25 protein-coding genes are annotated in these 23,703 nt (G+C 73.9%); 13 read left to right on the top strand and 12 right to left on the bottom strand.

Annotation, left to right across the window (positions count from 1 at the left end; all coding sequences use genetic code 11):
* The first annotated feature begins 439 nt into the window (after positions 1-439).
* A complete protein-coding gene (locus PKE99_RS32745) occupies positions 440-1,015 on the top strand; it encodes a class I SAM-dependent methyltransferase (RefSeq protein WP_037051949.1) in 576 nt (191 codons plus the stop codon).
* Here the strand turns inward: PKE99_RS32745 and PKE99_RS32740 are convergent.
* The 5 genes from PKE99_RS32740 to PKE99_RS32720 all read right to left on the bottom strand — a co-directional run bounded on the left by PKE99_RS32740 (position 982) and on the right by PKE99_RS32720 (position 4,970).
* Positions 982-2,568 (bottom strand): flavin-containing monooxygenase, encoded by a 1,587-nt coding sequence (locus tag PKE99_RS32740; RefSeq protein ID WP_037052016.1) that lies wholly within the window; start codon positions 2,566-2,568, stop codon positions 982-984. The two genes, PKE99_RS32745 and PKE99_RS32740, sit on opposite strands and share 34 nt — an antisense overlap.
* A gap of 92 nt (positions 2,569-2,660) precedes the next feature.
* A complete protein-coding gene (locus tag PKE99_RS32735; RefSeq protein ID WP_037051951.1) occupies positions 2,661-3,446 on the bottom strand; it encodes a methyltransferase domain-containing protein in 786 nt (261 codons plus the stop codon).
* Complete coding sequence (locus tag PKE99_RS32730; RefSeq protein ID WP_037051953.1) at positions 3,447-3,689, bottom strand: DUF3253 domain-containing protein; 243 nt, start codon at positions 3,687-3,689, stop codon at positions 3,447-3,449.
* Positions 3,690-3,811: 122 nt separating this feature from the next.
* On the bottom strand, positions 3,812-4,663 hold the full coding sequence (locus PKE99_RS32725; protein WP_037051955.1) for a shikimate dehydrogenase: 852 nt from the start codon (positions 4,661-4,663) through the stop codon (positions 3,812-3,814).
* A gap of 4 nt (positions 4,664-4,667) precedes the next feature.
* Positions 4,668-4,970 carry an MSMEG_0570 family nitrogen starvation response protein gene (locus PKE99_RS32720; protein WP_037051957.1) on the bottom strand — a complete coding sequence of 101 codons (303 nt, stop codon included), beginning with the start codon at positions 4,968-4,970 and terminating at the stop codon, positions 4,668-4,670.
* A gap of 143 nt (positions 4,971-5,113) precedes the next feature.
* On the opposite strand from PKE99_RS32720, the gene PKE99_RS32715 reads away from it, so the two are divergent.
* The 3 genes from PKE99_RS32715 (at position 5,114) to PKE99_RS32705 (ending at position 7,848) form a co-directional block, all read left to right on the top strand.
* Positions 5,114-5,812 carry a hypothetical protein gene (locus tag PKE99_RS32715; RefSeq protein WP_051738118.1) on the top strand — a complete coding sequence of 233 codons (699 nt, stop codon included), beginning with the start codon at positions 5,114-5,116 and terminating at the stop codon, positions 5,810-5,812.
* Between the two features lie 23 nt (positions 5,813-5,835).
* Entirely contained in the window at positions 5,836-6,576 is a 741-nt protein-coding gene (gene dprE2, locus PKE99_RS32710) for a decaprenylphospho-beta-D-erythro-pentofuranosid-2-ulose 2-reductase (RefSeq protein ID WP_037051959.1), read from the top strand.
* A 153-nt stretch (positions 6,577-6,729) separates the two neighbouring features.
* Positions 6,730-7,848 (top strand): NDMA-dependent alcohol dehydrogenase, encoded by a 1,119-nt coding sequence (locus PKE99_RS32705; protein ID WP_037051962.1) that lies wholly within the window; start codon positions 6,730-6,732, stop codon positions 7,846-7,848.
* A gap of 6 nt (positions 7,849-7,854) precedes the next feature.
* Here the strand turns inward: PKE99_RS32705 and PKE99_RS32700 are convergent, their stop codons facing one another.
* A complete protein-coding gene (locus PKE99_RS32700; RefSeq protein WP_051738119.1) occupies positions 7,855-8,781 on the bottom strand; it encodes an NAD(+)/NADH kinase in 927 nt (308 codons plus the stop codon).
* A gap of 47 nt (positions 8,782-8,828) precedes the next feature.
* On the opposite strand from PKE99_RS32700, the gene PKE99_RS32695 reads away from it, so the two are divergent.
* Complete coding sequence (locus PKE99_RS32695) at positions 8,829-9,929, top strand: dipeptidase (protein WP_037051964.1); 1,101 nt, start codon at positions 8,829-8,831, stop codon at positions 9,927-9,929.
* Here PKE99_RS32695 and PKE99_RS32690 read toward each other — a convergent pair whose 3' ends face one another.
* From PKE99_RS32690 to tatA, 3 genes are read right to left on the bottom strand one after another with little or no spacing between them, the layout of a single operon-like run.
* Positions 9,930-10,421, bottom strand: coding sequence for a DUF309 domain-containing protein (locus PKE99_RS32690; protein ID WP_037051966.1), 492 nt, complete (start codon positions 10,419-10,421; stop codon positions 9,930-9,932).
* A 60-nt stretch (positions 10,422-10,481) separates the two neighbouring features.
* On the bottom strand, positions 10,482-11,384 hold the full coding sequence (locus tag PKE99_RS32685) for a TIGR03854 family LLM class F420-dependent oxidoreductase (RefSeq protein ID WP_037051968.1): 903 nt from the start codon (positions 11,382-11,384) through the stop codon (positions 10,482-10,484).
* Positions 11,385-11,442: 58 nt separating this feature from the next.
* Complete coding sequence (gene tatA / locus PKE99_RS38885) at positions 11,443-11,709, bottom strand: Sec-independent protein translocase subunit TatA (RefSeq protein WP_037051971.1); 267 nt, start codon at positions 11,707-11,709, stop codon at positions 11,443-11,445.
* A 192-nt stretch (positions 11,710-11,901) separates the two neighbouring features.
* Here tatA and PKE99_RS32675 point away from each other — a divergent pair, with 192 nt between their 5' ends.
* On the top strand, positions 11,902-14,145 hold the full coding sequence (locus tag PKE99_RS32675) for a transglycosylase domain-containing protein (protein ID WP_063739868.1): 2,244 nt from the start codon (positions 11,902-11,904) through the stop codon (positions 14,143-14,145).
* Positions 14,146-14,177: 32 nt separating this feature from the next.
* On the opposite strand, the gene PKE99_RS32670 is transcribed toward PKE99_RS32675, so the two are convergent.
* Complete coding sequence (locus PKE99_RS32670; RefSeq protein ID WP_037052026.1) at positions 14,178-15,371, bottom strand: trans-sulfuration enzyme family protein; 1,194 nt, start codon at positions 15,369-15,371, stop codon at positions 14,178-14,180.
* A gap of 28 nt (positions 15,372-15,399) precedes the next feature.
* Positions 15,400-16,002: a TIGR03086 family metal-binding protein gene (locus PKE99_RS32665; protein WP_051738121.1), complete on the bottom strand. Its 603-nt coding sequence runs from the start codon at positions 16,000-16,002 to the stop codon at positions 15,400-15,402.
* 154 nt (positions 16,003-16,156) lie between these two features.
* Between PKE99_RS32665 and PKE99_RS32660 the strand changes: the two genes are divergently transcribed.
* A complete protein-coding gene (locus PKE99_RS32660; RefSeq protein WP_051738122.1) occupies positions 16,157-16,498 on the top strand; it encodes a DUF3817 domain-containing protein in 342 nt (113 codons plus the stop codon).
* 55 nt (positions 16,499-16,553) lie between these two features.
* On the opposite strand, the gene PKE99_RS32655 is transcribed toward PKE99_RS32660, so the two are convergent.
* Positions 16,554-17,420 (bottom strand): type IV toxin-antitoxin system AbiEi family antitoxin, encoded by an 867-nt coding sequence (locus PKE99_RS32655; RefSeq protein ID WP_037051972.1) that lies wholly within the window; start codon positions 17,418-17,420, stop codon positions 16,554-16,556.
* Positions 17,421-17,757: 337 nt separating this feature from the next.
* Here PKE99_RS32655 and infC point away from each other — a divergent pair, with 337 nt between their 5' ends.
* The 6 genes from infC to pheT all read left to right on the top strand — a co-directional run bounded on the left by infC (position 17,758) and on the right by pheT (position 23,474).
* The gene (infC, locus tag PKE99_RS32650) at positions 17,758-18,348 is read left to right on the top strand and encodes a translation initiation factor IF-3 (RefSeq protein ID WP_037051974.1); all 591 of its coding nucleotides are present in this window, start codon (positions 17,758-17,760) and stop codon (positions 18,346-18,348) included.
* A gap of 96 nt (positions 18,349-18,444) precedes the next feature.
* Complete coding sequence (rpmI, locus tag PKE99_RS32645; RefSeq protein WP_037051975.1) at positions 18,445-18,639, top strand: 50S ribosomal protein L35; 195 nt, start codon at positions 18,445-18,447, stop codon at positions 18,637-18,639.
* A gap of 74 nt (positions 18,640-18,713) precedes the next feature.
* Positions 18,714-19,100 carry a 50S ribosomal protein L20 gene (rplT, locus tag PKE99_RS32640; RefSeq protein ID WP_037051976.1) on the top strand — a complete coding sequence of 129 codons (387 nt, stop codon included), beginning with the start codon at positions 18,714-18,716 and terminating at the stop codon, positions 19,098-19,100.
* 8 nt (positions 19,101-19,108) lie between these two features.
* A complete protein-coding gene (locus PKE99_RS32635; RefSeq protein ID WP_037051977.1) occupies positions 19,109-19,927 on the top strand; it encodes a TrmH family RNA methyltransferase in 819 nt (272 codons plus the stop codon).
* 9 nt (positions 19,928-19,936) lie between these two features.
* On the top strand, positions 19,937-20,971 hold the full coding sequence (pheS, locus tag PKE99_RS32630; protein WP_037051979.1) for a phenylalanine--tRNA ligase subunit alpha: 1,035 nt from the start codon (positions 19,937-19,939) through the stop codon (positions 20,969-20,971).
* A 10-nt stretch (positions 20,972-20,981) separates the two neighbouring features.
* Positions 20,982-23,474: a phenylalanine--tRNA ligase subunit beta gene (gene pheT, locus PKE99_RS32625; protein WP_037051982.1), complete on the top strand. Its 2,493-nt coding sequence runs from the start codon at positions 20,982-20,984 to the stop codon at positions 23,472-23,474.
* Positions 23,475-23,703: the final 229 nt, after the last annotated feature.

The raw sequence follows: 23,703 nt of genomic DNA, 5'->3' as shown, positions 1-23,703 counted from the left end.
CGGTCACCGAGCAGGCCCGCGCGGAGGCGTTCCTGCGCGCGGCGGACCTCGAGCCGGTGCGGCCGCGGTGGGACATCGTGCTGCTCTCCGGCGACGAGCTGGTCGCCGAGCCCGCCACCGGCGACGAGGTGGGCGCCGTGGAGGACCTGCTCTGCGCCTGCCTCGCCGCGCTGGGCCCGGCGGACAGCTACACCGCCAGCTGGACCGACCGCGAGCTGCGCAACCTGCTCGTCACGCCCCGGGGCCCGGCCCTCGTGGTGCGCGACGAGGCGGGCGTGCTCGTCGGGCTCGGTGCCGTGCTGGAGGGGTCGGCACCGGGCGCGGACGGCGAGCTGGTCCTGCTCGTGCACCCGGACTACCGCGGGATGCGGCTCGGGCGGTGGCTGCGCAAACGCCTCGCCGCGCGCGCCGTCGTGTGAATGCGTCCTAGGCTGGGGGTGTGCCGCTCCCCGAGAACTGGTCGCAGTGGAAGGACACGGTCGAGGTCGGCCGTTACGACGCGCGCTGGGACGCCCTCGCCGCCGCCGGGAAGAACGTCCACGGCGAGGCCGACCTCGTCGCCGCGTACTCCCCGGGCTCGGTGCTCGACGGCGGCTGCGGCACCGGGCGCGTCGGCATCGAGCTGGCCCGCCGAGGGATCGCCGTGGTCGGCGTCGACCCCGACCCGGACATGATCGCCGCGGCGACGGCCAAGGCGCCGGAGCTGCGCTGGATCCGCAGCGGCCTGGAGGACCTGGACATCACCGACAGGTTCGACGTCGTGGTCCTGGCCGGCAACGTGATCCCCTACGCCCGGGAGCGGGCCGGGGTCGTCGCCGGCAGCGCCCGGCACCTCGCGCCGGGCGGCCGGCTGATCGCCGGGTTCAGCCTGCAGGTGGGCTGGCCCGGCCTCGACGAGTACGACGCCTGGTGCACCGCCGCCGGGCTCGCGGCCGAGGACCGCTTCGCGACCTGGGACCGCGAGCCCTACACCGGCGGCGGCTACGCGGTCTCGGTCAGCCGGAAGCCCTCGTAACCCTTGGCAGCGACGTCGTCGCAGATCTGCCGGTAGGGGCCCACCCCGCCGACGTACGGCAGCAGCACCCGCGGCTTGCCCGGCACGTTCGCGCCCAGGTACCACGAGTTCGCGTGGTGCATCAGCGTCTGCGCGCCGACCTCGGCGACGTGCGCGGTCCAGCGCTCCTGCGCCTGCTCGTCCGCCTCGATCGTCCGGCCGGCCAGCGCGGCGAGGCAGTCGGTGATCCAGTCGACGTGCTGCTCGATCGACACGAGCATGTTCGACAGCACCGAGGGGCTGCCCGGCCCGGTGATGGTGAACAGGTTCGGGAAGCCGGCGATGCCCAGGCCCAGGTAGGTGCTCGGGCCCTCGGCCCACACGTCGCGCAGCCGCACGCCGTCCCGGCCCCGGACGTCGACGGCCAGCAGCGCGCCGGTCATCGCGTCGAACCCGGTGGCGAGGACCAGGTCGTCGACCTCGACGAGCTCGTCGGTGGTCCGCACGCCGGTGGGCTCGATCGCGACGATCGGCGTCTTCCGCAGGTCGACGAGCCGGACGTGCGGGAGGTTGTAGGTCTCGAAGTAGCCGGTGTCGAGGCAGGGGCGCTTGGTGCCGAAGGGGTGGTCCTTCGGGCCGAGCGCGTCGGCCGTCTCCGGGTCCGCGACGATCCCGCGGATCCGGCCGCGGATGTACTCGGCGACGGTGTCGTTGGCCTCCAGGGTGAGGCCGAGGTCGCCGAAGGACTGCCGGAACGACCCGAGCCCGCCCCGCTCCCAGGCCTGGTCGAACGCCGCGGTGCGCTCCTCGGGCGTCACGGACAGGGCCGAGACCTCGGACGGCGTGCCGAGCAGGCCGGCGAGCGACTCGCGGGCGAGCTTCCGGTAGGTGGGGTACTCCGCCTTGCGGGCGTCCTGGGTGGCGGCGTCGAGGGGGGCGTTGCGCGCGGGGACGACGTAGTTGGCGGTGCGCTGGTAGACGGTCAGGGCTGCGGCCTGCCCGGCGATCACCGGGATGGACTGCACGCCGGAGGAGCCGGTGCCGATCACCGCGACCCGCCGGCCGGTGAAGTCGACGCCCTCGTGCGGCCAGCGGGAGGTGAAGTACGTGGGGCCGGCGAAGCTCTCGACGCCGGGCAGGTCGGGCTCCTTGGGCACGGACAGGCAGCCGGTGGCGAAGATGCAGTAGGTGGCGGTCAGCTCCTCGCCGCCGCCCGTCCGGATCTCCCAGTGGTCGTCCCGCCAGGTGGCGTGCGTGACCCGGGTGTCGAAGGTGATGTCGCGGCGCAGGTCGAAGCGGTCGGCGACGTGCTCGGCGTAGCGGAGGATCTCCGGCTGGGCGGGATAGCGCTCGGTCCACTCCCACTCCTGCTCCAGCTCGGGGGAGAAGGAGAACGAGTACTCGAGGCTCTCGACGTCGCAGCGCGCGCCGGGGTACCGGTTCCAGTACCAGGTGCCGCCGACGCCGCTGCCGGCCTCGAACACCCGCGCGCGCAGACCCAGCCCGCGCACCCGGTGCAGCTGGTACAGGCCGGCGAACCCGGCCCCCACGATGACGACGTCGGTGTCGGCCATCAGCACTCCCTCGTGTCGGCGGTCACCTCAGCATGCAGGATTCCGCCGCGGAAGTCTGAGCGTTCGTTCAGGAGGAATCGCCGAACGGTCGTTCAGGCGCGCGCCAGGATCTCGCCGTGGGGGACGAGGAACCAGCCGTCTTCGTTGGCCGCCCAGGCCCGCCAGCCCGCGGACATGTCCTCCAGATCGGCGCGGGTGGCGAGGCCGCGCTCGACCGCCTGTGTGGCGATCGAGGACGACACGATCCGCTCCGCCCACAGTCCGCCCCACCAGGCACGGGTCTCCGGGGTGGCGTAGCACCACACCGAGGCGGACGGGGTGATCTCGGTGAACCCGGCGGCCCGGGCCCAGGCGAGGAGGCGGCGGCCGGCGTCGGGCTCGGCGTCGTTGCCGTGCGCCACGGCGCGGTAGAGGGCGAGCCACGCGTCGAGCCGCTCGTCGTGCGGGAACCAGGTGAAGGCCGCGTAGTCCGCGTCCCGGGCGGCGACGACCCCACCGGGCCGGGCGACCCGGCGCATCTCGCGCAGCGCGGCGACCGGGTCGGAGAGGTGCTGCAGGACCTGGTGGGCGTGGACGACGTCGTAGGAGTCGTCGGGATCGGTGAGGCCGTAGACGTCGTCGACGGCGAACTCGACGGTGTCGCCGAGCGCGCGGGCCTCGGCCAGCGGCTCCTCGACGACGTCGATCCCCCGGACCCGGCCCGGCGCGACGCGGGCCGCCAGGTCATGGGTGATGGTGCCGGGCCCGCAGCCGACGTCGAGCAGGTCCAGACCGGGGCGGAGCAGCGGCGCGAGGTAGGCGGCCGAGTTCTCGACGGTCCGGTTGCGGTGCGAGCGCAGGACCGAGTCGTGGTGGCCGTGGGTGTAGGTGTCGCTCACTCAGCGGACCCTACGGATCCGGATCGGCCCGCGGGCCGTGGCCGGGTCGACGACCTCGCCCTTCTGCGTGATCTCCACCTTCCGGGCCGCGACGAGGCGGCGGGCGGCGGCGCGGGCCGGTTCCATCAGGTCGCGCCAGTCCGTGGGGGAGACGCGGCGGGCGGCGTCGGACGGGCAGATGGTGCCGGAGCGGGCGGCGAGCAGCTCCTCGATCGCCGCCTCCAGCTCGCTGTCGACGCTCATCGACCCGCCTCCCCTGGCGCACTATGGATCCATACTGCGCTCGAATGCAGGTCCCGGGCGCACTATGGATCCATAGTGCGGGCAGAGCCGGTGCTGGAGCGCGTTATGGATCCGTAGTGCGCTCAGGATCGCGCGAGCACGGCCTCGTCGAGCGCGGTGCGCATCGCCTCGACAGGGCCCGGACGGCCCGTCATCAGCTCGACCTGCGCGACCGCCTGGTGCAGCAGCATGTCCAGCCCGCTGGCGACCCGGCAGCCCGCGGACGCCGCACCGGCGCCGAGGGCCGTGGGCCAGGGGGCGTAGATCACGTCGAGCACCACGGTGGCGGGGTTCCAGCGGAGGCCGCCGAACTCGTCGGCGGCACCGGCGGGCAGGGTCGACACGACGACGTCGGCCTCGGTCAGCAGCCCCGACGCGGCGGCGAGGTCGGCGCCGGCCCCGCCCAGCAGGGCCCGGACCTCGGGCTGGACCTCGAGGCGTTCGGCGGCGGCGGTCAGCTCACCGGCGCGGCCGGCGTCGCGGACCAGGACGACCGGGTCCTTCGTGCCCAGCTCATGCAGCGCCGCGAGCGCGGCCTGCGCCGTGCCGCCCGCGCCCAGCACGACGGCCCGCTCGACCGCCGAGACACCCGCCGCCTGCAGCGCCCGGACGATCCCGGCCACGTCCGTGTTGTCCGCCAGCCGCCCCTCGGGGCGCAGGACCAGGGTGTTCGCAGCGCCGGTGGCGGCGGCGAGCGGGCTGACCCGGTCGGCGACCTCGAGGGCGACGCGCTTGAGCGGCATCGTCAGGGAGAGCCCGGCCCAGGTGCCGTCGAGGCCGTCGACGAACGCCGGGAGCCCGGCCTCGTCGACCTCGTGCGCGGTGTAGGACCAGCCGGCGAGGCCGAGCGCCTCGTAGGCCGCGCGGTGCAGCACCGGGGACAGCGAGTGGCGGATGGGGGAGCCGAGCACCGCGGCCCGTCGTTCGCCGGTCACCGGGTCAGTATGGTCCAGCGCCCTCCTGGCGCCGGAACGCCTCCAGCGTGACGTGCTCGTCGGCGGCGAACCGGGCGGCGGCCCGCTCGATGCCCGCCATGGTCGCGACGGACTGGGCGCAGCCGAAGCCGTACTTCTGCCGGACGCGCTGGTCGGCGATCCGCATGCAGGTCCGGCTGGTGTCGACGAAGTCGCCCACCGGGTACGCGTGACCTGCGCGGAAGTACTCCTCGACGATCAGCGACGGGGAGTAGAAGGACTGCGTGGAACCGTCCGGCCAGCGGACGTCGAAGAGCACCTCGGGCACGGCTCGACGGTAGGTGGGCCGTGTTTCGCGGGTGTTGCGCCGCGCTTCTACCTCATCGTGATGAAACGTCCGCGTTGGTGCTAATGGCCCAACCGCGGTCGCGATGGGCAGGGTGTTCCGGCACTGCTCCCGAGGGGACCCCGATGACCACCACCCAGCCCGAGCGCACGGCCCCGACGGCCGGCGTCCTGCCCGACGAGGTCGTGCGGGGCGAGGTGGCCGAGGACCCGACGATCGCGATCCCCGTGGTGCCGCGGCAGTACGCGCCGGTCCCGCCGCCCCACCCGCGGCCGATCGCGGACCCGTACGGCCCGCCCGCCGGCCTCGGGCCCGTCGCGCCGCCGCCGGGCTACGGCTCCCTGCCGTACGGCGGGCCGATGTTCGGGACTACCGGCGCCCCCGCTCCCGTGCGCTCCCGCAAGGGCGTGTTCGTCGGCGGGATCGCGGCCGGGGTGGCCGCGCTCGGCCTGGTGATCGGGATCGGGGCGGTGGCGTCCGCCGCCTCGTCGATGGACGTCACCGGCACCTTCCGGCTGGTCGACGACGGCTACTACGGCTACGGCGGCTTCAGCTCCGGCTCGGTCTGCAGCGGCGGCGGGGGCTACTCCGACATCCACGCCGGCACCGGCGTGACGATCGCGAACGCCGCGGGCGCCGTGATCGCCACCGGCTCGCTGTCGCCCGGCCGCGCAAGCAGCTCGACCACCTGCGACTTCACCTTCACCGTGCCCGACGTCCCGGCCGGCGAGGACTTCTACCAGGTCGAGGTCTCGCACCGCGGCACGCTGACCTACACCGCCGACGAGCTGCGCGCGGGACTCGGCCTCTCCCTCGGCGACTGACCACCCCTGCGAGACTCCCGACCATGACCGGGACGCTGCTGGTGCTGGGTGGGCGGAGCGAGATCGGGGTCGCGGTGGCGCGGCGGCTGGCGGGGCGCGAGGCGTCGACCGTGGTCCTCGCGGCCCGTCGCAGCAGCGATCTCGACGCCGAGGAGAAGGCGGTCCGGGAGCAGGGCGCCGAGGTCGAGCGCGTCGAGTTCGACGCCGACGACCTCGCCGGCCACCGCCCCCTGCTCGACGACGTGGCGGCGCGGCACGGCTCCGTCGACACCGCCGTCGTCGCCTTCGGGCTGCTCGGCGACCAGGCCCGCGCCGAGGCCGATCCGGCGCACGCGGTGCAGATCGTGCACACCGACTACGTGGCGCACGTGCAGATCCTCACCGAGCTCGCGCAGGTCATGCGGGCGCGGGGGAGCGGCACGATCGTCGTGTTCTCGTCCGTGGCGGGGGCGCGCGTCCGCCGAGCGAACTACGTCTACGGCAGCGCCAAGGCCGGGCTCGACGGGTTCGCCTCCGGCCTCGCCGACGCGCTGCACGGGTCGGGTGTCCGCCTCGTCCTGGTGCGGCCGGGCTTCGTGATCGGGCGGATGACCGAGGGCATGCGACCGGCCCCCTTCTCCAGCACCCCGGACCAGGTCGCCGACGCGACGGTCGCCGCGCTGCGCGCCGGGCGGAACGAGGTGTGGGTGCCCCGGGTGCTGCGGCCGATCTTCGCCCTGCTCCGGCACGCGCCGCGCGCGCTCTGGCGCCGCATGCCCCGCTGAGTAGCCGGACCAGCGGAAGCCGGGGGCGCGACTCGCGAACAGTCGACAGATCGGTGACGGGAAACCACGTCCCCCTTCCCCTTCGGTGACCGCGGTCATAGGGTCGGGTGCGCATCTCCCCATGTGACGACGGTGTCCCAGGAGGAACACGAAGTGCAGACCCGCGGAGCAGTGATTCGGCAGGCGCCGGGCAAGTACGAGGTCGTGGACCTCGAGGTCGACGACCCCCAGAACGGCGAGATCCAGGTACAGATGGTCGCGTCCGGCATGTGCCACTCCGACGACCACGTGGCCACCGGCGACATCCCGGTCGGCGTGTACCCGTTCGCCGGCGGGCACGAGGGCGCCGGCATCGTGACCAAGGTCGGCCCGGGAACGCGGGGCTACAAGGAGGGCGACCACGTCGTCTTCTCGTTCCTGCCCGGCTGCGGCCGCTGCCGCTGGTGCGCCACCGGCCAGCAGAACCTGTGCGACCTCGGCTCGACCCTGCTGCAGGGGTCGCGCTGGGACGACCCGGAGAGCTTCCGGCTCCACCTCGACAACGGCCAGCCGGTCGGCCAGATGTGCGGCATCTCGACCTTCTGCGAGACCACCACGGTCGCGATCGACTCGGCCGTCGTGGTGCCGGACGACATCCCGCTCGACAAGGCCTGCCTGGTCGGCTGCGGCGTCGGCACCGGATGGGGCTCGGCGGTGAACTCCGCGGAGGTCAAGCCCGGCGACACCGTGATCGTGATGGGCATCGGCGGCATCGGCATCAACGCCGTGCAGGGCGCCCGGCACGCCGGGGCGTCGAACATCATCGCGGTGGACCCGGTGGCCTTCAAGCGCGAGAAGGCGCAGGAGCTGGGCGCCACGCACGCGGTCGACTCGATGGAGGAGGCCACCGAGCTCGCCAAGCAGTTCACCAACGGCCAGGGCGCCGACTCGGCGATCGTGACCGTGGGCGTGACCAAGCCCGAGCACGTCGGGCAGGCCTTCGCCGCGATCCGCAAGGCCGGCACGGCGGTCGTGACGGGCCTGGGCGACATCTCCGAGGTCGGCGTGCCGATCGCCATCTCCGAGCTGACCCTGTTCCAGAAGCGCCTGCAGGGCGCCCTGTTCGGTGCCTCGGCGCCGAGCTTCGGCATCCTGCGCCAGCTGGAGATGTACCAGCAGGGGCACCTCAAGCTCGACGAGCTGATCACCAAGACCTACTCGCTCGACGAGATCCAGCAGGGCTACCAGGACATGCACGACGGCAAGAACATCCGCGGCGTCATCGTCTACTAGGACGACCTAGCCGCTGCGGGCCTCCAGCCGTTCCCGCACCTCCCCGGGCAGCAGCTCGCGCAGCTGCTCGGGGAGGAGGGGGAGGTCCAGCAGGCTCAGCTTGACCCGGCTCCGCTGGGCGTGGACGTCCGGATCCAGCCGGACGACCCGCCCGGCCGCGGCCTGCACGGCGATCTCCACCCGGTCCCCGGGCCCGACCTCGCCGTGCCCGATCCCGTCGGCCTCCAGGGCGAGCGCCCCGCACCGCGGGTTGAGCTCCAGTTGCAGGGTGTCCGCCTCGGACAGCACCAGCGGCCGGGAGATCCCCGACATCGGCGCCGAGGGCGTGACCACGATCCCGCCCACCGACGGCGACACCAGCGGCCCGCCGGCCGCGTAGCTGTACGCCGAGGAGCCGGCCGCCGTGGCGACGACCAGCGCGTCGCACCGGTAGTAGCCGTACCGCAGGCCGCTCACGGCGAGCGTGGCGTCGACCGTGCCGCGCCCGGGGTGCCGGGCGAGGGCCAGGTCGTTGAACGCGACCGCCCGCCGCTCGCCCGCGGTGATCCGCAGGGCGCTGTGCGGCTCCTCCACGAAGTCCCCGTCGAGCAGCCGGGCCAGCGCGGAGTCGAGCTCCGAGGGGTGCACCTCGACGAGGAAGCCCAGGTTGCCGAGGTGCACGCCGAGCACCGGGACCGGCTTGTCGGCCACCAGGCGCAGGGCGCCGAGCATGGTGCCGTCGCCGCCGAGGCTCACCACGCCGTCGGCCTCCGCGGCCAGCTCGTCCGAGCCGACCGGGACCGCGCCGGGGACCCGGCCCGCGTCGAGGGCGCGGACCAGCACCTCGACGCCCTGGGCGTTCGCCAGCCCGACGACGCGTTCGGCGACCTCCGTGACGTCGTTGCGCGGGTGCAGGACCAGGGCCACGCGGGCCACGCGGGGGGAGCCGTCCACGCGGCCCAGTCTGCCGGTCCGCGATCACCGGTGCACACTGCTCGGCTGTGCACGCCACCGACCTGCTCTCCGGTACCCCGCTGATCGACGGCCACAACGACCTGCCCTGGGCGCTGCGCACGCTCGGCGAGCCGGAGCCCGACCTGGCCCGGGGCGAGCCGCGGCTGCACACCGACCTGCCGCGGCTGCGCGCCGGGAAGGTGGGCGGGCAGTTCTGGTCGGTCTACGTGCCCTGCTCGTACACCGGCGACGCCGCCGTCCGGGCCGTCGTCGAGCAGGTCGAGCGGGTGCACCGGCTCGCCGACACCTACCCGGCCGACCTGCGTGTGGTCACGACGGCCGACGAGGTGGAGGCGGCCTTCGCCGATGGCTGGATCGCCTCGCTGCTCGGCGCCGAGGGCGGGCACAGCATCGGCGGGTCGCTGCAGGTCCTCCGGGCGTTGCGCCGCTCGGGGGTCCGCTACCTGACCCTGACGCACAACCTGAACACCGAGTGGGCGGACTCCGCGACGGACGAGCCGGTGCACGGCGGGCTGTCGGAGTTCGGCCGCACCGTCGTCGGCGAGATGAACCGGATCGGCATGATCGTGGACCTCTCGCACGTCGCCGCCACGACCATGCGCGTGGCCCTCGCCACCACCACGGCGCCCGTGCTGTTCACGCACTCGTCGGCCCGCGCGGTCACCGACCACCCCCGCAACGTGCCCGACGGCGTCCTGGAGTCGTTGCGGGACAACGGCGGCGTCTGCATGGTGACCTTCGTCCCGCGGTTCGTCTCGCGGGCGGTCGCGGACTGGGACGCCCGGCTGGCCGATGCGATGGCCGCGGCCGGGCGGGACCACCGCGACCTGCGGGCGCGGGAGGCCTTCGCCGCGGCCTGGGACGGCCCGCCGCCGCCCGGGGCCACGCTCGACGACGTCGTGGCCCACCTCGAGCACGTGCGCGAGGTCGCCGGGATCGACCACATCGGGATCGGCGGCGACTACGACGGTGTCGCCGAGCTGCCCGCCGGGCTGGAGGACGTGAGCGCCTACCCGCGGCTGTTCGACGCCCTGCTCGCCCGCGGCTGGAGCGCCGCGGACTGCGGGAAGCTGGCCGGCCGCAACGCCCTCCGCGTCCTGCGCGCCGTCGACGAGGTCGCTGAGTGATCACCCCCGCAGCGCGGGGCGGAGGTCCTCGGGCGTGACGTCGTCCGTGCTGCCCGCCCGCTCGATCCGCGCGGCGAGGGCGAAGCCGTGGTCCTGCAGGCCGCGCAGGTCGAGGCCCGCGGGCGGGTCGCCGACCCAGCGGGCGATCCCGTCCGACGCCCGCTCGAGCAGCGAGACGGCCCCGCGCGCGTTGCCGCGCTGGGCGTGCGTGAGCCCGGCGCCGTACTGGGCGAGCGCCCGCCACAGGTCGCGGGTCTCGGGCCCGGACGACTTCCACGCCGCCTCCAGGACCTCGTGCGCCTGGAAGGGCAGCCCCTCGTCGAGCAGCCGCTGGGCCTCGGTGACGGTCTCCTCGGGGGTCAGGTCGAGATCGTCGGGAATCTGCGGGACGCCCGGGGTGCCGTAGGGGAGGGGCCGCCCGGCCGCGTCCCGGGGGCGCGCGTTGCGGGCGCGGCCCGCCTCGTCTCGATCACGGACCCGTCGGACGCTCACGTGTCGGAACCCTGCCACACCGGCCGCCCGCCCTCACGTCCCGGCGCTCAGTCTCGGTGTTCACGTCTCGAGGGGGCGCAGCTCCTGGTCGAACGCGTCGAGGAAGCCCTGCCACGAGGCGACCGGCGTGGCCGGACGCACCACGAACTTGGTCAGCCCGGCGTCGACGTACTCGCGGATCCGGTCGCGCGCCTCGGCCCAGCCGTGCGCCACGATCTTCTGCGGGTCCACGTCCGGCCGCCGGTCCAGCGACGCCGCGACGGCCGCCTCGACCTGCGCGGCGGTCGCCTCGGGCGGGACCACGGCAAGGTTGGTCCCGTAGTGGTCCTCCTCGATCTCCCGGCCCGCGGCCGCGGCGGCGCGCTCGATCGTCTCCCGGCACTCGGCGGCCTCGGCGGGGGTGACGAAGCTCCCCAACCAGCCGTCGGCGAGCCGGCCGATCCGCTCGAGGCCGACGGGGGCGCGCCCGCCGAGCCAGAGGTCGAGGCGGCCGGGCGGGCGGGGACCGATCGTCGCGTCGTCCAGGTCGAAGAACTCGCCGTGGTGCGTGACGCGCTCCTCGGCCAGCAGCCGCCGGACCACGACGAGCGCCTCCTCGAACACCGCGGCGCGCTTCCCGTCGGGCACGGGGTAGAGCTGGCGCTCCCGGGCCCGGGCGGGGCGCACGCCGAAGGCGGGCAGGATCCGCTTGGGCGCCAACGCCGCCAGGGACGCGAGCTGCGCCGCGACGAGCGCGGGGTTGCGGCCGGGCAGCACCAGCACGCCGGTGCCGACCTTGAGCGAGCGCGTGCGGCCGACCGCGAACGCCATGCCCGTCAGCGCGTCGACGGAGTCGGTGCCGACCAGGTCGGGCAGCCAGAGGGAGTCGATCCCGCGGGCCTCCATCTCGTCGACCAGCTCCGCGAAGCCGCCGTCCCCGGTCGCCGGCGTGGGCAGCGACCCGATCCCGATCCTGACCTTCACCCGGACGACGCTAGGTCGCGCCCGGAGCGGTGTCGACCGACCGTTGGGCGGGGTCTTCTCACGTCACGGTCGGGCGCGTCGCCTCCGGGGCGGGGGCGGACTCCGGTCCCGCCGCCGTCGCCGCGGGCGATGCGGGGGCCGGCGGCTCCGCAGGTGTGGTCGGTTCGGCGGGGGCGGGCGCGGTGTCCTCCGCCCGCAGCTCGGCCTTGAGGATGCGGGCGGACCGGCCGAGTCCGCGGGCCGCCTCGGGCAGCTTGCGGGCCCCGAACAGCAGCACGAACACCCCGATGACGACCAGCCAGTGCCAGACGCTCAGCTCACCCATCGTCGTCCCTCCGCCTCGCGCGACCCGCCCAGTGTGCGCCTCCGCGGAATCGCACTCCAGAGCCGGGTGCGCAATTCCTCCGGCGTCCGCGGGAATTGCGTACGAATTGCCGATGATCGTCCGGAAGGGGCGTTTCGGGATGATCGTGGGCTCACCGGCGGTTGACGGTCCCTGCTGGTAGACAGTGCACCCGTGGGTCTCGCGTGGGGTGTGCGGCGGCTGGCGGTGCTGGTCGTCGTGGCCGGTGTCCTGGTCGCCGGAATGCTGTTCCCGGTCGCCGGCGGAATCGGGCTCCTGGCGGGCGCGGTGAGCGATTCCGCGGTGGGCACGAACGCGGATCTGGAGGCGGGCGTGCTGCCCGCGGTGACCACGATCGAGGACGCCACGGGCCGGACCGTCGCCTCGCTCTACGACCAGTACCGCGTCCCGGTCGAGAGCGACCGGATCTCGCAGGCGATGAAGGCGTCGATCGTCGCGATCGAGGACCGCCGCTTCTACGAGCACGGCGGGTTCGACCCGATCGGCGCCGCCCGCGCGCTCGTCAACAACTCGAACGGCGGAGCCACGCAGGGCGCGTCGACGCTCACCGAGCAGTACGTGAAGAACTACGACCTCTACGTCGCCGCGCGGACGGACGCCGAGCGGCAGGCCGCGGTCGCGCCCAGCTACGCGCGCAAGCTCAAGGAGGCCGAGCTGGCGGTCAGCCTCGACCACGAGCTGTCGAAGGACGAGATCCTCACCCGCTACCTCAACCTCGTGTACTTCGGGCACGGCGCCTACGGGGTGCAGGCCGCGGCGCAGGCGTACTTCGGGGTCGACGCCGCCGCACTGACCGTCCCGCAGGCCGCGCTGCTGGCCGGAATGGTGCAGAGCCCGGCCGAGTACGACCCCGTCACGCACCCCGACGGCGCCACCGGCCGGCGCAACGTCGTGATCGAGGCGCTGCGCCAGCAGGGGTCGATCAGCCAGGAGCAGGCGTCGGAGGCGGCGACCGCGCCGCTCGGCGTGGTGCCGGACCCGACGATCCCGGCCGAGGGCTGCATCGGCGCGGGCGACGCCGGCTACTTCTGCGACTACGTGCTCGCCTACCTCGAGCAGTCCGGCTTCCCCACGGACGCCCTGTCGGGCGGCGGGTACACCATCCGGACCAGCCTGGATCCCGACGCGCTGGCCAAGACCAAGGCGGCGGTCGACGGGCAGGTGCCGCCGACCCAGCCGCACGTCGCCGACGTCATGGCCGTGGTCCGCCCCGGCACGGACGCGCACCAGGTCGTCGCGATGGCGGCCAACCGCACCTTCGGCAACAAGCAGGGCGAGTCGAGCTACGGCCTGCCCTACGAGCCCGAGAACATGGGCGCCGGCTCGGTCTACAAGATCTTCACGGCGGCCGCGGCGATGGAGCAGCACCTGATCGGCATCGACACCGTGATCCCGGTGCCACCCAGCGGGTACACCTCGCCGATCTACAGGAACGGGGCCGGGCGCCCGATCCCGGTGGGCAACGCCGGCAACTACCGCACGGCGCTGACCCTGCAGGACGCGCTCGCCGAGTCGCCCAACACGGCGTTCGTGAAGCTGGAGGAGAGCACCGGGGTCCCGCCGGTGGTGGACATGGCGGTCCGGTTGGGGCTCACGTCGCTGGCCGAGACGCCGTACAGCGGGAAGCCGGGGACGGCCTCGATCGCGGACGTCATGAAGCAGCAGAACCAGGCGTCGTTCACCCTGGGCGTCACGCCGACCAGCGCGCTGGAGCTGGCGAACGTGCAGGCCACGCTGGCCAGCCACGGCACCTGGTGCCCGCCCTCGCCGCTGCAGTCGATCACGGACCGCGCCGGTGCGTCGGTCTCGGTCACGCAGGCGGCCTGCCGCCAGGCGCTCGACCCGGCCATCGCCGACACCCTCATGACGGGCCTGTCGAAGGACGACGCCGCGGGCGGCACCTCCGCGGCCGCCGCCGGGCAGATGGGGTGGAACCGGCCCATCGCGGCGAAGACCGGGACCACGCAGGAGTACAAGTCGGCGGCGTTCGTGGGCGCGACGCCGCAGCTCGCCGGCGCGGCGATCGTGTTCGACGACTCCAACTCGCCCAGGCCGATCTGCGACGGCAGCCCGCCCCGCACCTGCTCGGGCGGCAACATCTACGGCGGCAAGGCCCCCGCGCGCACCTTCTACCGCGCCTTCGGCGACATCCTCGCCGGCCAGCCGGTGGCCCCGCTCCCGCCCACCGACCCCCGCTACCTCACCGGCACCATCCCGTCCGTCCAGGTCGTCGCTCCGCCCGCCCCGGAACAGGGCCAGGGCGAGACCGCCCCCACCGACCGCCCCACCGACAACGGCAGCCGCGGCGGCGACAACGGCGGGAACAGAGGAGGCGACAACGGCGACAACGGCGGCGACAACGGGGGCGGAGGGAACGGCGGCGACAACGGCGACTGACCGCGAGTCGCGCCTGCCGACTCGCGGGGTGGTCAGCGGGGGCCGAGGGTCTCGGTCAGCGCCCGGTCGAGGTCGGCCACCAGGTCCCGCGGGTCCTCGAGACCGACCGAGAAGCGCAGGTGGCCCCAGCGCCGGAACTCCTCGGGGTAGGCACCGGCGCGCTCGTCGTCGCCCGAGACGTGCACGATCAGCGACTCGTCGTGGCCGAGGGACACCGCCGACGTGATCACCCGCAGGTTCGCGACGAACCGGTTCTGCGTGTCCGCGTCGCCGCGGACCGCGAAGGCGAGCATCCCGCCGAAGCCGGTCATGGTGCGGGCGGCGAGCGCGTGCTGCGGGTGGTCGGGCAGGCCGGGATAGGCGACATAGGCCACCCGCGGGTCCGCGTGCAGGAACTCCGCGACCGCCTGCGCGCTCTCGCAGTGCTGGCGCATCCGCAACGGCAGGGTCACCGCCCCGCGCATGATCAGCCAGGCGTTGAACGGGCTGATGGCGCCGCCGACGTTGACCATCGCGTCGGCCCGGATCCGGTCGGTGAGCGCGCGGTCGCCGATGACCGCGCCGCCCATCGCGTCGCCGTGGCCGTTGAGGTACTTGGTCAGCGAGTGCACGACGAGATCGGCGCCGAGCGCCAGCGGACGCTGCAGGACCGGCGTGGCGAAGGTCGCGTCGACGCTGAGCAGGGCGCCCGCCTCGTGCGCGATCCGCGCGACGGCCTCGACGTCCGTGATCCGCGTCGTCGGATTGGCCGGGGTCTCGACGTGCACGAGCCGGGTCTCCGGGCGGATCGCGGCCTGCACGGCCTCCGGGTCCGAGGAGTCGACGAGCGTCGCGGTGATCCCGTACTTCTCCGGCAGCAGCTCGGTGAGCAGCCGGTACACGGCCACGTACGTGACGTCCGACGACACCACGTGGTCCCCGCTGCGCAGGAACGTGAAGAACACCGCGTGCAGGGCCGCGACCCCGCTGGCCAGGGCGACGGCATCGACGTTCCCGCGCTCGCCCGCGGTCTCGAGCAGGGCCAGCTTCTCCTCGGGCCAGCCCTGGTTGGCCCCGCCGTTGCGGGTGTAGAGGGGCGTGCCGAAGTCCGACCAGCTCAGCGCGGAGGGGTCGTCCGGCAGCGCGTACGAGTTGGCCATGACGACCGGGCGGCGGATGGCGCCGGTGCCGGGGTCCACGTCGTTGCCCGCGTGGACGCTGAGGGTCTGCAGATGGGGCCGTTCCACGGCGGCATTCTCGCCGCCGCGCACGCCGTTATCCGTTCGGGGACCAGCGCGGGTCGCGGCCGGCGTAGCCCAGCACCTGGTGGAAGACCGGGGCGCCCTCGCCGACGGGCACGGCCGGGCCGAACAGGCCGTCGACCGCCTCGCCCTGGGCGAACGACGAGCAGAACTCCAGGCACGCGGCCGCGCTCGCGGCATCGACCGAGAAGCGCTGGCGCGTGGCGCGGGCCAGGTCCCAGCCGTGCACCACGATCTCGTTGAGCGCCACGACGCCGTGCACCTGCGCCGGCAGCACGACGCCGCCCGCCTCGGTCTCGCCCTCCCAGGCGGCGGGCTCACGCCAGGCGGTGACCAGCGCGGCCAGCCGGTCCGGCAGCTCGGTGCGCCAGTCGGGGTCGAGGTGTGCGGCCGACGGGACGGGCGGCCCACCGCCCGCAGGGGTCTTGTGCGCGGCGTCGGTGAAGGCGGTCGTGAGCCCCATGAGGTGGTCGAGCAGGGCGGCCACGGTGAAGTCCGGGCACGGCGTCGGGTCCGCGAGCTGCTCGGCGCGGATCGCCGGGAGCAGCGCGGCGAGCCGGCGGGCGGCGGGCTCCAGGTCGAGGGTCGGGACGGTGCTGGCGGTGGCGGCGGTCACGGGTCCTCCTCGGTGGTCCGTCTGCTCGTACGACCGCGGCCGCTCCCGGAACTCATCGGCGACGTGGAGTTCGACACCCGGTAGAAGTTGTGGGCGTTCCATGGGGCACCATGGACGGTGAACCGTCGATCCGGACAAACCAGACTGGAGTGCGATGAGCACGAGCACCGACACCGCCAACACGGGCACCGCCGTCACCGGTATCGGCCGGCTCTTCCGCGCGGTCGCCATCGCCGAGGCCTGCTCCTGGGTGGGCCTGCTGATCGGCATGTTCTTCAAGTACGTGGTCGTGCAGAACGAGATCGGCGTGCAGATCTTCGGTCCGATCCACGGTGCCCTGTTCGTGCTCTACGTGGTCGTGACGCTGCTCGCCGCGCGCCGCCTCCGCTGGAGCGCCGGTACCCTGGTCCTCGCCCTCATCTCCAGCATCCCGCCGCTCATGACGGTGTGGTTCGAGCGCCGCGCCGCCCGCGAGGGCAAGCTCCAGGCCTCCTGACCGTCCGATCGTGGTGCAGGAGCCGCTCCACAGCGGCTCCTGCACCACAACTCGTTCACGCCGCTGCGGACAGGGCGGCATGGATCTCCCGCAGGACCGCGGCCGGGCGGTTGTGGAGGTCGTGCCAGGTGAAGCGGAGCGGAATCCAGCCAGCCGTGACCAGCGCGTTCTGCTTCCGGCGGTCCGCGCGGAACCGCTCGACGTCCTGGTGCCAGGCCCATCCGTCGACCTCGATGGCGATGCGGGCCCAGGGAAAGGCGACGTCCACGGTCCAGGGCCCCACCCGCAGGCCGAGCGTCCAGCCATCAACCCCGGCGCTCTCCAGCAGGCCGATCAGGAGTCGCTCGGCCGCGGACTCGGCGCCGTCGGCCGCGGCGTCGAGGAGCAGCCGCACGGCGGGCCAGCCGCGCGCACCCCGATTGCGGTCGAAGCAGTCGACCAGATCCTCGAGCCGGACGTGCTTCTGCAGTGCCCGGTCGAGGAACACCGAGCCCTCGTGGCGGGTCGCGGCCGTCTCCAAAGTGGTCAGCGCCGTGCTCGTGACGGGAAGCCCGGCGACCAGGGTGACGTCGGCTGGGTCGAGGTCGCGCCGCCGGACGCGGATGCCCGCGGGTGCCCGCGGATGGAGGGTGCGTGGCACGGTGACGCCGACGATCGCAGGGGCACGCGGCAGCATCCCGTGACACCACGCCGCTGCCTCGCCCGACACCACAGCCCGTTCACCGGCCCACAGCTGCGCAGCCCAGACCCGCGCGGCGTCGGTGAGTCGGTGCCCACCCACGAGGTAGACGGCAGGGTGCACTCGGGTCCACTCGCCGGCCACCGCACGCCGCTGCGGGACGTCCGGAGACAGTCCGCATGCCACGGCCTGGGTCAGCGAGACGACTCCGGCCTGGCGCTCGAGGACCCGGCGTAGCTGCATGTCCGCAGCATCGCCGGACCGAGGCGGTATCGTCGCGTGTGCGGCCGGACCCGGCACCGGGAACCGCGCTCGGTTCGGATCGTGGTGCAGGAACCGCTCCCACGCGGCGGATGTACCGCAACCCGCCCCGCCCCGCCCCCTCGATGACGGGGGAGAGGGGGCCGTGTACCCTGCGGAATGCGACCACCCCGTCGCGCGTTGAACCGCGCGTCAGGGCGATCAAGTGGAGCCCCGCTCCCACCCGCTCACCGCATGCAAGGTGTCCGGGTCCCGGTCGGCGGTCCGCGTTCAGCGCGGGCCGCTCTGATCGACGGGTCTTTGCTTGTCGTCGCGAGACATGACGGCACAACGAGGAGACCCCATCAGCACAGAGACACGCATCAACGACCGCATCCGCGTTCCCGAGGTCCGACTCGTCGGCCCGAACGGCGAGCAGGTCGGCATCGTGCGTATCGAGGACGCCCTGCGGCTGGCGCAGGAGGCCGAGCTCGACCTCGTCGAGGTCGCGGCCCAGGCCCGCCCGCCCGTCTGCAAGCTCATGGACTACGGCAAGTTCAAGTACGAGAGCGCGCAGAAGGCCCGGGAGTCCCGGCGGAACCAGCAGCTCACGGTGATCAAGGAGCAGAAGCTCCGGCCGAAGATCGACACCCACGACTACGAGACCAAGAAGCGCAACGTCGTGCGCTTCCTCGAGGGCGGGAACAAGGTCAAGGTCACCATCATGTTCCGCGGTCGCGAGCAGAGCCGGCCCGAGCTGGGCTACCGGCTGCTGCAGCGGCTCGCCGAGGACGTGCAGGAGCTCGGGACCGTCGAGGCCGCCCCGAAGCAGGACGGCCGCAACATGACGATGGTGCTCGCTCCGACCAAGAAGCCGGCCAAGCGCCCGGCGGCCCAGCAGGCCCCGGCCGAGGCCGAGCCCCAGGCCTGAGTCTGAAGCAAGCGGCACGAACCTCCCCGCCCCGTGCGGGAGGTCCCCCACGGTGCGCCCCGCGAGGGGCGCACCGCGACACCGAACGGATCAGTCATGCCCAAGAACAAGACGCACAAGGGAACGGCCAAGCGGGTCAAGGTGACCGGCAGCGGCAAGCTCCTGCGCCAGCAGACCGGCCTGCGCCACCGGCTCGAGGTCAAGTCGAGCAAGGAGACCCGGGACCTCTCCGGCGTCGTCCCGGTGAACAAGGCCGACGTCAAGCGCGTCAAGAAGCTGCTCGGCCGCTGAGCCTCACCGCACCCACCCGCTGAACCGGCCTGCCCAGCCCCCCGGGCCGGCCACCCGAGAGACAGGACAGACCCATGGCACGCGTGAAGCGCGCGGTGAACGCCCAGAAGAAGCGCCGGACGATCCTCGAGGCGTCCGCCGGCTACCGCGGTCAGCGGTCGCGGCTCTACCGCAAGGCCAAGGAGCAGCAGCTCCACTCGATGACCTACGCCTACCGGGACCGTCGCGCCAGGAAGGGCGACTTCCGGCAGCTGTGGATCACCCGGATCAACGCCGCGGCCCGCGCCAACGGCATGACCTACAACCGTTTCGTCCAGGGCCTCAAGGTCGCGGGCGTCGAGGTGGACCGCAAGAACCTGTCGGAGCTCGCGATCAGCGACCCGACCGCGTTCGCCGCCCTGGTCGAGGTCGCCAAGGCCAACGTCCCGGCCCAGGCGTCGCAGAACGAGAGCGCCGCCTGACCGAGCACATGCTCGGAACGGAACGCACCCCGCGCGTCGTGGCAGCCCGCAAGCTGCTGCGGCGCGCGGGTCGTGAGAAGGCCCGGCGCTTCCTCGTCGAGGGCGCCCAGGCCGTGCGCGAGGCCGTCACCGGCGAGGTCCGGGTGCACGAGCTGTTCGCGACCCCGCTCGCGGTGGAGCGCAACGCCGACATCGTCGGCATCGCCGAGGGCCAGGGCATCCCGGTGACCGTGGTGGGCGACCGGATCGCCGAGGTCCTCTCCGACACGGTCACCCCGCAGGGCCTCGTGGCCGTCTGCGACCTGATCGACGTCCCCGTCGCCGCGGCGCTCGACGGCTCCCCGCACCTCGTCGCCGTCCTCGCCGGCGTCTCCGAGCCAGGCAACGCCGGCACCGTCGTGCGCGCCGCCGACGCCGCGGGCGCCGACGCGGTGCTGCTGGCCGGGGACAGCGTCGACCCGCACAACGGCAAGGCCGTCCGGGCCTCCACCGGCAGCGTCTTCCACCTGCCCGTCGCCCGGGACCGGGACACGACCCGCGTGCTCGACGCCTGCCGCGCGGCCGGGCTGACCCTGCTCGCGGCCGACGGGCACGGCGAGCTCGACCTGCACGCCCCGGAGGCCGGGGAGGTCCTCGGCGGCCGGGTGGCATGGATATTCGGTGGCGAGGCACACGGGGTCCCGGAGACCGTGCTGGCGGCGGCCGACCACCGCGTCCGGGTCCCGCTCTACGGCCGCGCCGAGAGCCTCAACCTGGCCGCCGCCGCGGCGGTCTGCCTGTACGCGAGCGCCGCGCACCGGCGCTCTAGGATCACCGACCGTGCATGAGGGAACCCGATGACCGAGAACCTGCTCGACGCCGCGTCGCTCGACGCCGCCGTCAAGGCCGCGGTCGAGGCGTTCGACGCCGCCGGTGACCTCGACGCCCTGGCCGCGGCCAAGCCCGCGCACCTCGGCGACAAGGCGCCGGTGCTGCTGGCCCGCCGCTCCCTCGGCAGCCTGCCCGGCCCCGAGCGGGCCGACGCCGGGAAGCGCGTCAACGCGGCCCGCCAGGAGGTCCAGGCCGCGTTCGACGCCCGCCGCGAGGTGCTCCTCGCGGAGCGGGACGCCCGCGTGCTGGCCGAGGAGTCCGTCGACGTCACCCTGCCCTGGGACCGGCGGCCCCGCGGCGCCCGGCACCCGATCACGCAGATCGCCGAGCGGATCGCGGACGTGTTCGTCGCGATGGGCTACGAGGTCGCCGAGGGTCCCGAGGTGGAGTCCTCCTGGCTGAACTTCGACGCGCTGAACTTCGGCAAGGACCACCCGGCGCGCACCATGCAGGACACGTTCTACCTCGGCGAGGGGCAGGACTCGGGCACCGTGCTGCGCACGCACACGTCGCCGGTGCAGGTCCGGGCCCTGCTGGAGCGCGAGCTGCCGGTGTACGTGGTCTGCCCCGGGCGGACCTTCCGCACGGACGAGCTCGACGCCACCCACACGCCCGTCTTCCACCAGGTCGAGGGCCTGGCGGTGGACAAGGGCATCACGATGGCGCACCTCAAGGGCACGCTCGACGCGTTCGCCCGCGCCATGTTCGGGGCGGAGTCGACCACTCGCCTGCGGCCGAGCTTCTTCCCCTTCACCGAGCCGTCGGCCGAGGTCGACGTCTGGTTCCCGGAGAAGAAGGGCGGCGCCGGCTGGGTCGAGTGGGGCGGCTGCGGCATGGTCAACCCCAACGTGCTGCGCGCCTGCGGCGTCGACCCGGAGGTCTACTCCGGTTTCGCCTTCGGCATGGGCCTGGAGCGCACCCTGCAGTTCCGCAACGGCCTGCCCGACATGCGGGACATGGTCGAGGGCGACGTCCGGTTCAGCCGCGCGTTCGGTATCTGAGGAGTATTCGGTGCGAGTCCCCCTGTCCTGGCTGCGCGACCACGTCGCCGAGGTCCCCGCGGACGCGGAGGCGGTCGGCGAGGCCTTCGTGCGCGTCGGCCTGGAGCTCGAGGAGATCCACGGGACCCCGGAGCTCACCGGCCCGCTGACCGTCGGCCGGGTCGCGGAGATCGAGGAGCTCACCGAGTTCAAGAAGCCGATCCGGTTCTGCCGGGTCGACTTCGGCGACACCACGCGCGAGATCGTCTGCGGCGCGCGGAACTTCGTGGTCGGTGACCTGATCATCGCTGCGCTGCCCGGCGCGGTCCTGCCCGGCCCGTTCCCGATCTCGGCGCGGAAGACCTACGGCCGGACCTCGGACGGCATGATCTGTTCCGCCAAGGAGCTGGGCCTCGGCGCGGACCACTCGGGCATCCTGGTCCTGCCGCCGGGCACCGCGGAGCCGGGCACGGACGCGCTGCCGCTGCTCGGTGTCGACGATCCGGTCGTCGAGCTGGCCATCACCCCGGACCGGGGCTACTGCTTCGCCGTGCGCGGGATCGCGCGTGAGCTGGCCGCATCGCTCGGCGAGGACTACACCGACCCGGCGAGACGCGTGCGGGTCCCCGAGGCGGAGGGCCCGGCCTGGCCGGTCCGGATCGCCGACGAGGCCGGCTGCCCGCGGTTCGTCACCCGTCGCGTGACCGGCGTCGACGCCAGCGCGCCCACCCCGTGGTGGATGCAGCGCCGCCTGCTCGCCGCCGGCATGCGCCCGATCTCGCTGACCGTCGACGTCACCAACTTCGTGATGCTCGACCTCGGCCAGCCGATCCACGCGTACGACGCGACCCGGCTGCAGGGCGGGATCGTGGTGCGCCGGGCCGAGGCGGGGGAGAAGCTCCGCACGCTCGACGACGTCGAGCGCACCCTCGACCCGGACGACCTGGTCATCACCGACGACTCCGGCCCGATCGGCCTCGCCGGCGTGATGGGCGGCGCGTCCACCGAGATCCCGCTCGACAAGACCGGGTCGGTCGACGTCGTGATCGAGGCCGCGCACTTCGCGCCGACCGTGATCGCGCGCGCCGCCCGCCGGCACAAGCTGCCGAGCGAGGCGTCGAAGCGTTTCGAGCGGAGCGTCGACCCGCAGCTCCCGCCGATCGCGGCCGAGGCGGTCGCGAACCTGCTGGTGGAGCACGGCGGTGGCCGGATCGAGCCGGGCCGCACGGACGTCGGGGCCGCGCCGATCCTCCCGCCGGTCCGGATGCCGCTCGACCTGCCGGACCGGACCGCGGGCGTGAGCTACGAGCGCGGGGCCACGGTCGCGCGGCTCACCCAGGTCGGCTGCGCGGTGGAGCTGGAGACCAGCGGGGACGGCAAGGCCGGTTCGACCACCCTGGTCGTCGCCACGCCGCCGTCCTGGCGGCCGGATCTGGACCTGCCCGCCGCGCTGGTCGAGGAGGTCCTGCGGCTCGAGGGCTACGAGACCATCCCGTCGACCCTGCCGCCTGCGCCCGCCGGGCGCGGGCTCACCCCCGCCCAGCTGCGCAAGCGGGCCGTGTCCCGCGCGCTGGCCGAGGCCGGGCACGTCGAGGTGGAGCCGTTCCCGTTCGTCGGCGACGCGGCGTGGGACGCGCTGGGCCTGCCCGAGGACGACGTCCGGCGGCGGACCGTCACGGTGGCCAACCCGCTCGACGCCGACCGCGACCGGCTCGCGACCACCCTTCTGCCGGGTCTGCTCGAGACGCTGGTGCGCAACAAGGCCCGCGGGTTCGACGACCTCGCGCTGTACACGCTCGGCCAGGTCGTGCTGCCGCACCGCAACCCCGTGCCGATGCCGGACCCTGGCGTCGACCGGCGGCCGACCGACTCCGAGATCGCCATGATCCGGGCGGCGCTGCCCGCGCAGCCCGTGCACGTCGGCGTCGTGCTCGGCGGGGACCGCGAGCCGCGCGGCTGGTGGGGCCGCGGGCGCCCGGCCGGCTGGCAGGACGCGATCGAGGCGGGCCGGCTCGTCGGCGCCGCCGCCGGCGTCGAGCTGCGGGTGACCAAGGCCGAGCTGGCGCCCTGGCACCCGGGCCGGTGCGCCGCGCTGCGGGTGGGGGAGTGGGTCGTCGGGCACGCCGGCGAGCTGCACCCGAAGGTCGTCGAGGCGCTGGGCCTGCCGCCGCGCACCTGCGCGATGGAGCTCGACCTCGACGCGATCCCGCTGCAGGACGCGCGGCCGGCGCCGCGGATCTCGCCGTACCCGCCGGTGTCGGTCGACGTCGCGCTGGTCGCGGCCGAGACGGTCCCGGCCGCCGAGGTGGCCGCGGCCCTCACCGAGGGCGGCGGCGAGCTGCTCGAGGAGGTCCGGCTGTTCGACGTCTACACCGGTGCGCAGGTCGGCGAGGGGAACCGCTCGCTCGCCTACGCCCTCCGGTTCCGGGCGCCGGACCGCACGCTGACCAACGAGGAGGCGAACGCGGCCCGCGACGCCGCCGTCGCCCTCGCCGCCGAGCGCGTCGGGGCCGTCCTGCGGTGACGCCCCGGCGTCGGCCGGCCGGGCTGTGAAGTGAATTGACCGCAGCCTGACTACGCGGTCTTGTCGAGGGTGACGCGGTAGCCGAGGTTGTGGAGTTGGCCGACGAGGCGGTCGCGTTGGCGGTCGGTGTTTCGGCGGGTGAAGTAGTCGCCGCCGAGGTCGGTGTAGTCGCAGTCCTCGGTGAGCAGGTGCCAGCTGATGACCAGGATGGAGTGGGCGACGGCGATAG

The organism is Pseudonocardia halophobica, from assembly GCF_027922425.1.
In the GTDB taxonomy this organism is placed as follows: Bacteria; Actinomycetota; Actinomycetes; order Mycobacteriales; family Pseudonocardiaceae; genus Pseudonocardia; species Pseudonocardia halophobica.
The sequence above is the reverse complement of the archived record's forward strand: the minus strand, read 5'-3'. Positions and strand labels throughout refer to the sequence as shown.

Bases quoted from the DNA above. Each gene is read 5' to 3' on its own strand.
- PKE99_RS32730 (WP_037051953.1), bottom strand. From the start codon at position 3,689: ATGAGCGTCGACAGCGAGCTGGAGGCGGCGATCGAGGAGCTGCTCGCC.
- PKE99_RS32655 (WP_037051972.1), bottom strand. From the start codon at position 17,420: ATGCAGCTACGCCGGGTCCTCGAGCGCCAGGCCGGAGTCGTCTCGCTG.
- tatA (WP_037051971.1), bottom strand. From the start codon at position 11,709: ATGGGTGAGCTGAGCGTCTGGCACTGGCTGGTCGTCATCGGGGTGTTC.
- PKE99_RS32635 (WP_037051977.1), top strand. From the start codon at position 19,109: ATGCTCGGAACGGAACGCACCCCGCGCGTCGTGGCAGCCCGCAAGCTG.
- dprE2 (WP_037051959.1), top strand. From the start codon at position 5,836: ATGACCGGGACGCTGCTGGTGCTGGGTGGGCGGAGCGAGATCGGGGTC.
- pheS (WP_037051979.1), top strand. From the start codon at position 19,937: ATGACCGAGAACCTGCTCGACGCCGCGTCGCTCGACGCCGCCGTCAAG.
- rpmI (WP_037051975.1), top strand. From the start codon at position 18,445: ATGCCCAAGAACAAGACGCACAAGGGAACGGCCAAGCGGGTCAAGGTG.
- infC (WP_037051974.1), top strand. From the start codon at position 17,758: ATGACGGCACAACGAGGAGACCCCATCAGCACAGAGACACGCATCAAC.
- PKE99_RS32740 (WP_037052016.1), bottom strand. From the start codon at position 2,568: ATGGCCGACACCGACGTCGTCATCGTGGGGGCCGGGTTCGCCGGCCTG.
- PKE99_RS32715 (WP_051738118.1), top strand. From the start codon at position 5,114: ATGACCACCACCCAGCCCGAGCGCACGGCCCCGACGGCCGGCGTCCTG.
- PKE99_RS32660 (WP_051738122.1), top strand. From the start codon at position 16,157: ATGAGCACGAGCACCGACACCGCCAACACGGGCACCGCCGTCACCGGT.
- rplT (WP_037051976.1), top strand. From the start codon at position 18,714: ATGGCACGCGTGAAGCGCGCGGTGAACGCCCAGAAGAAGCGCCGGACG.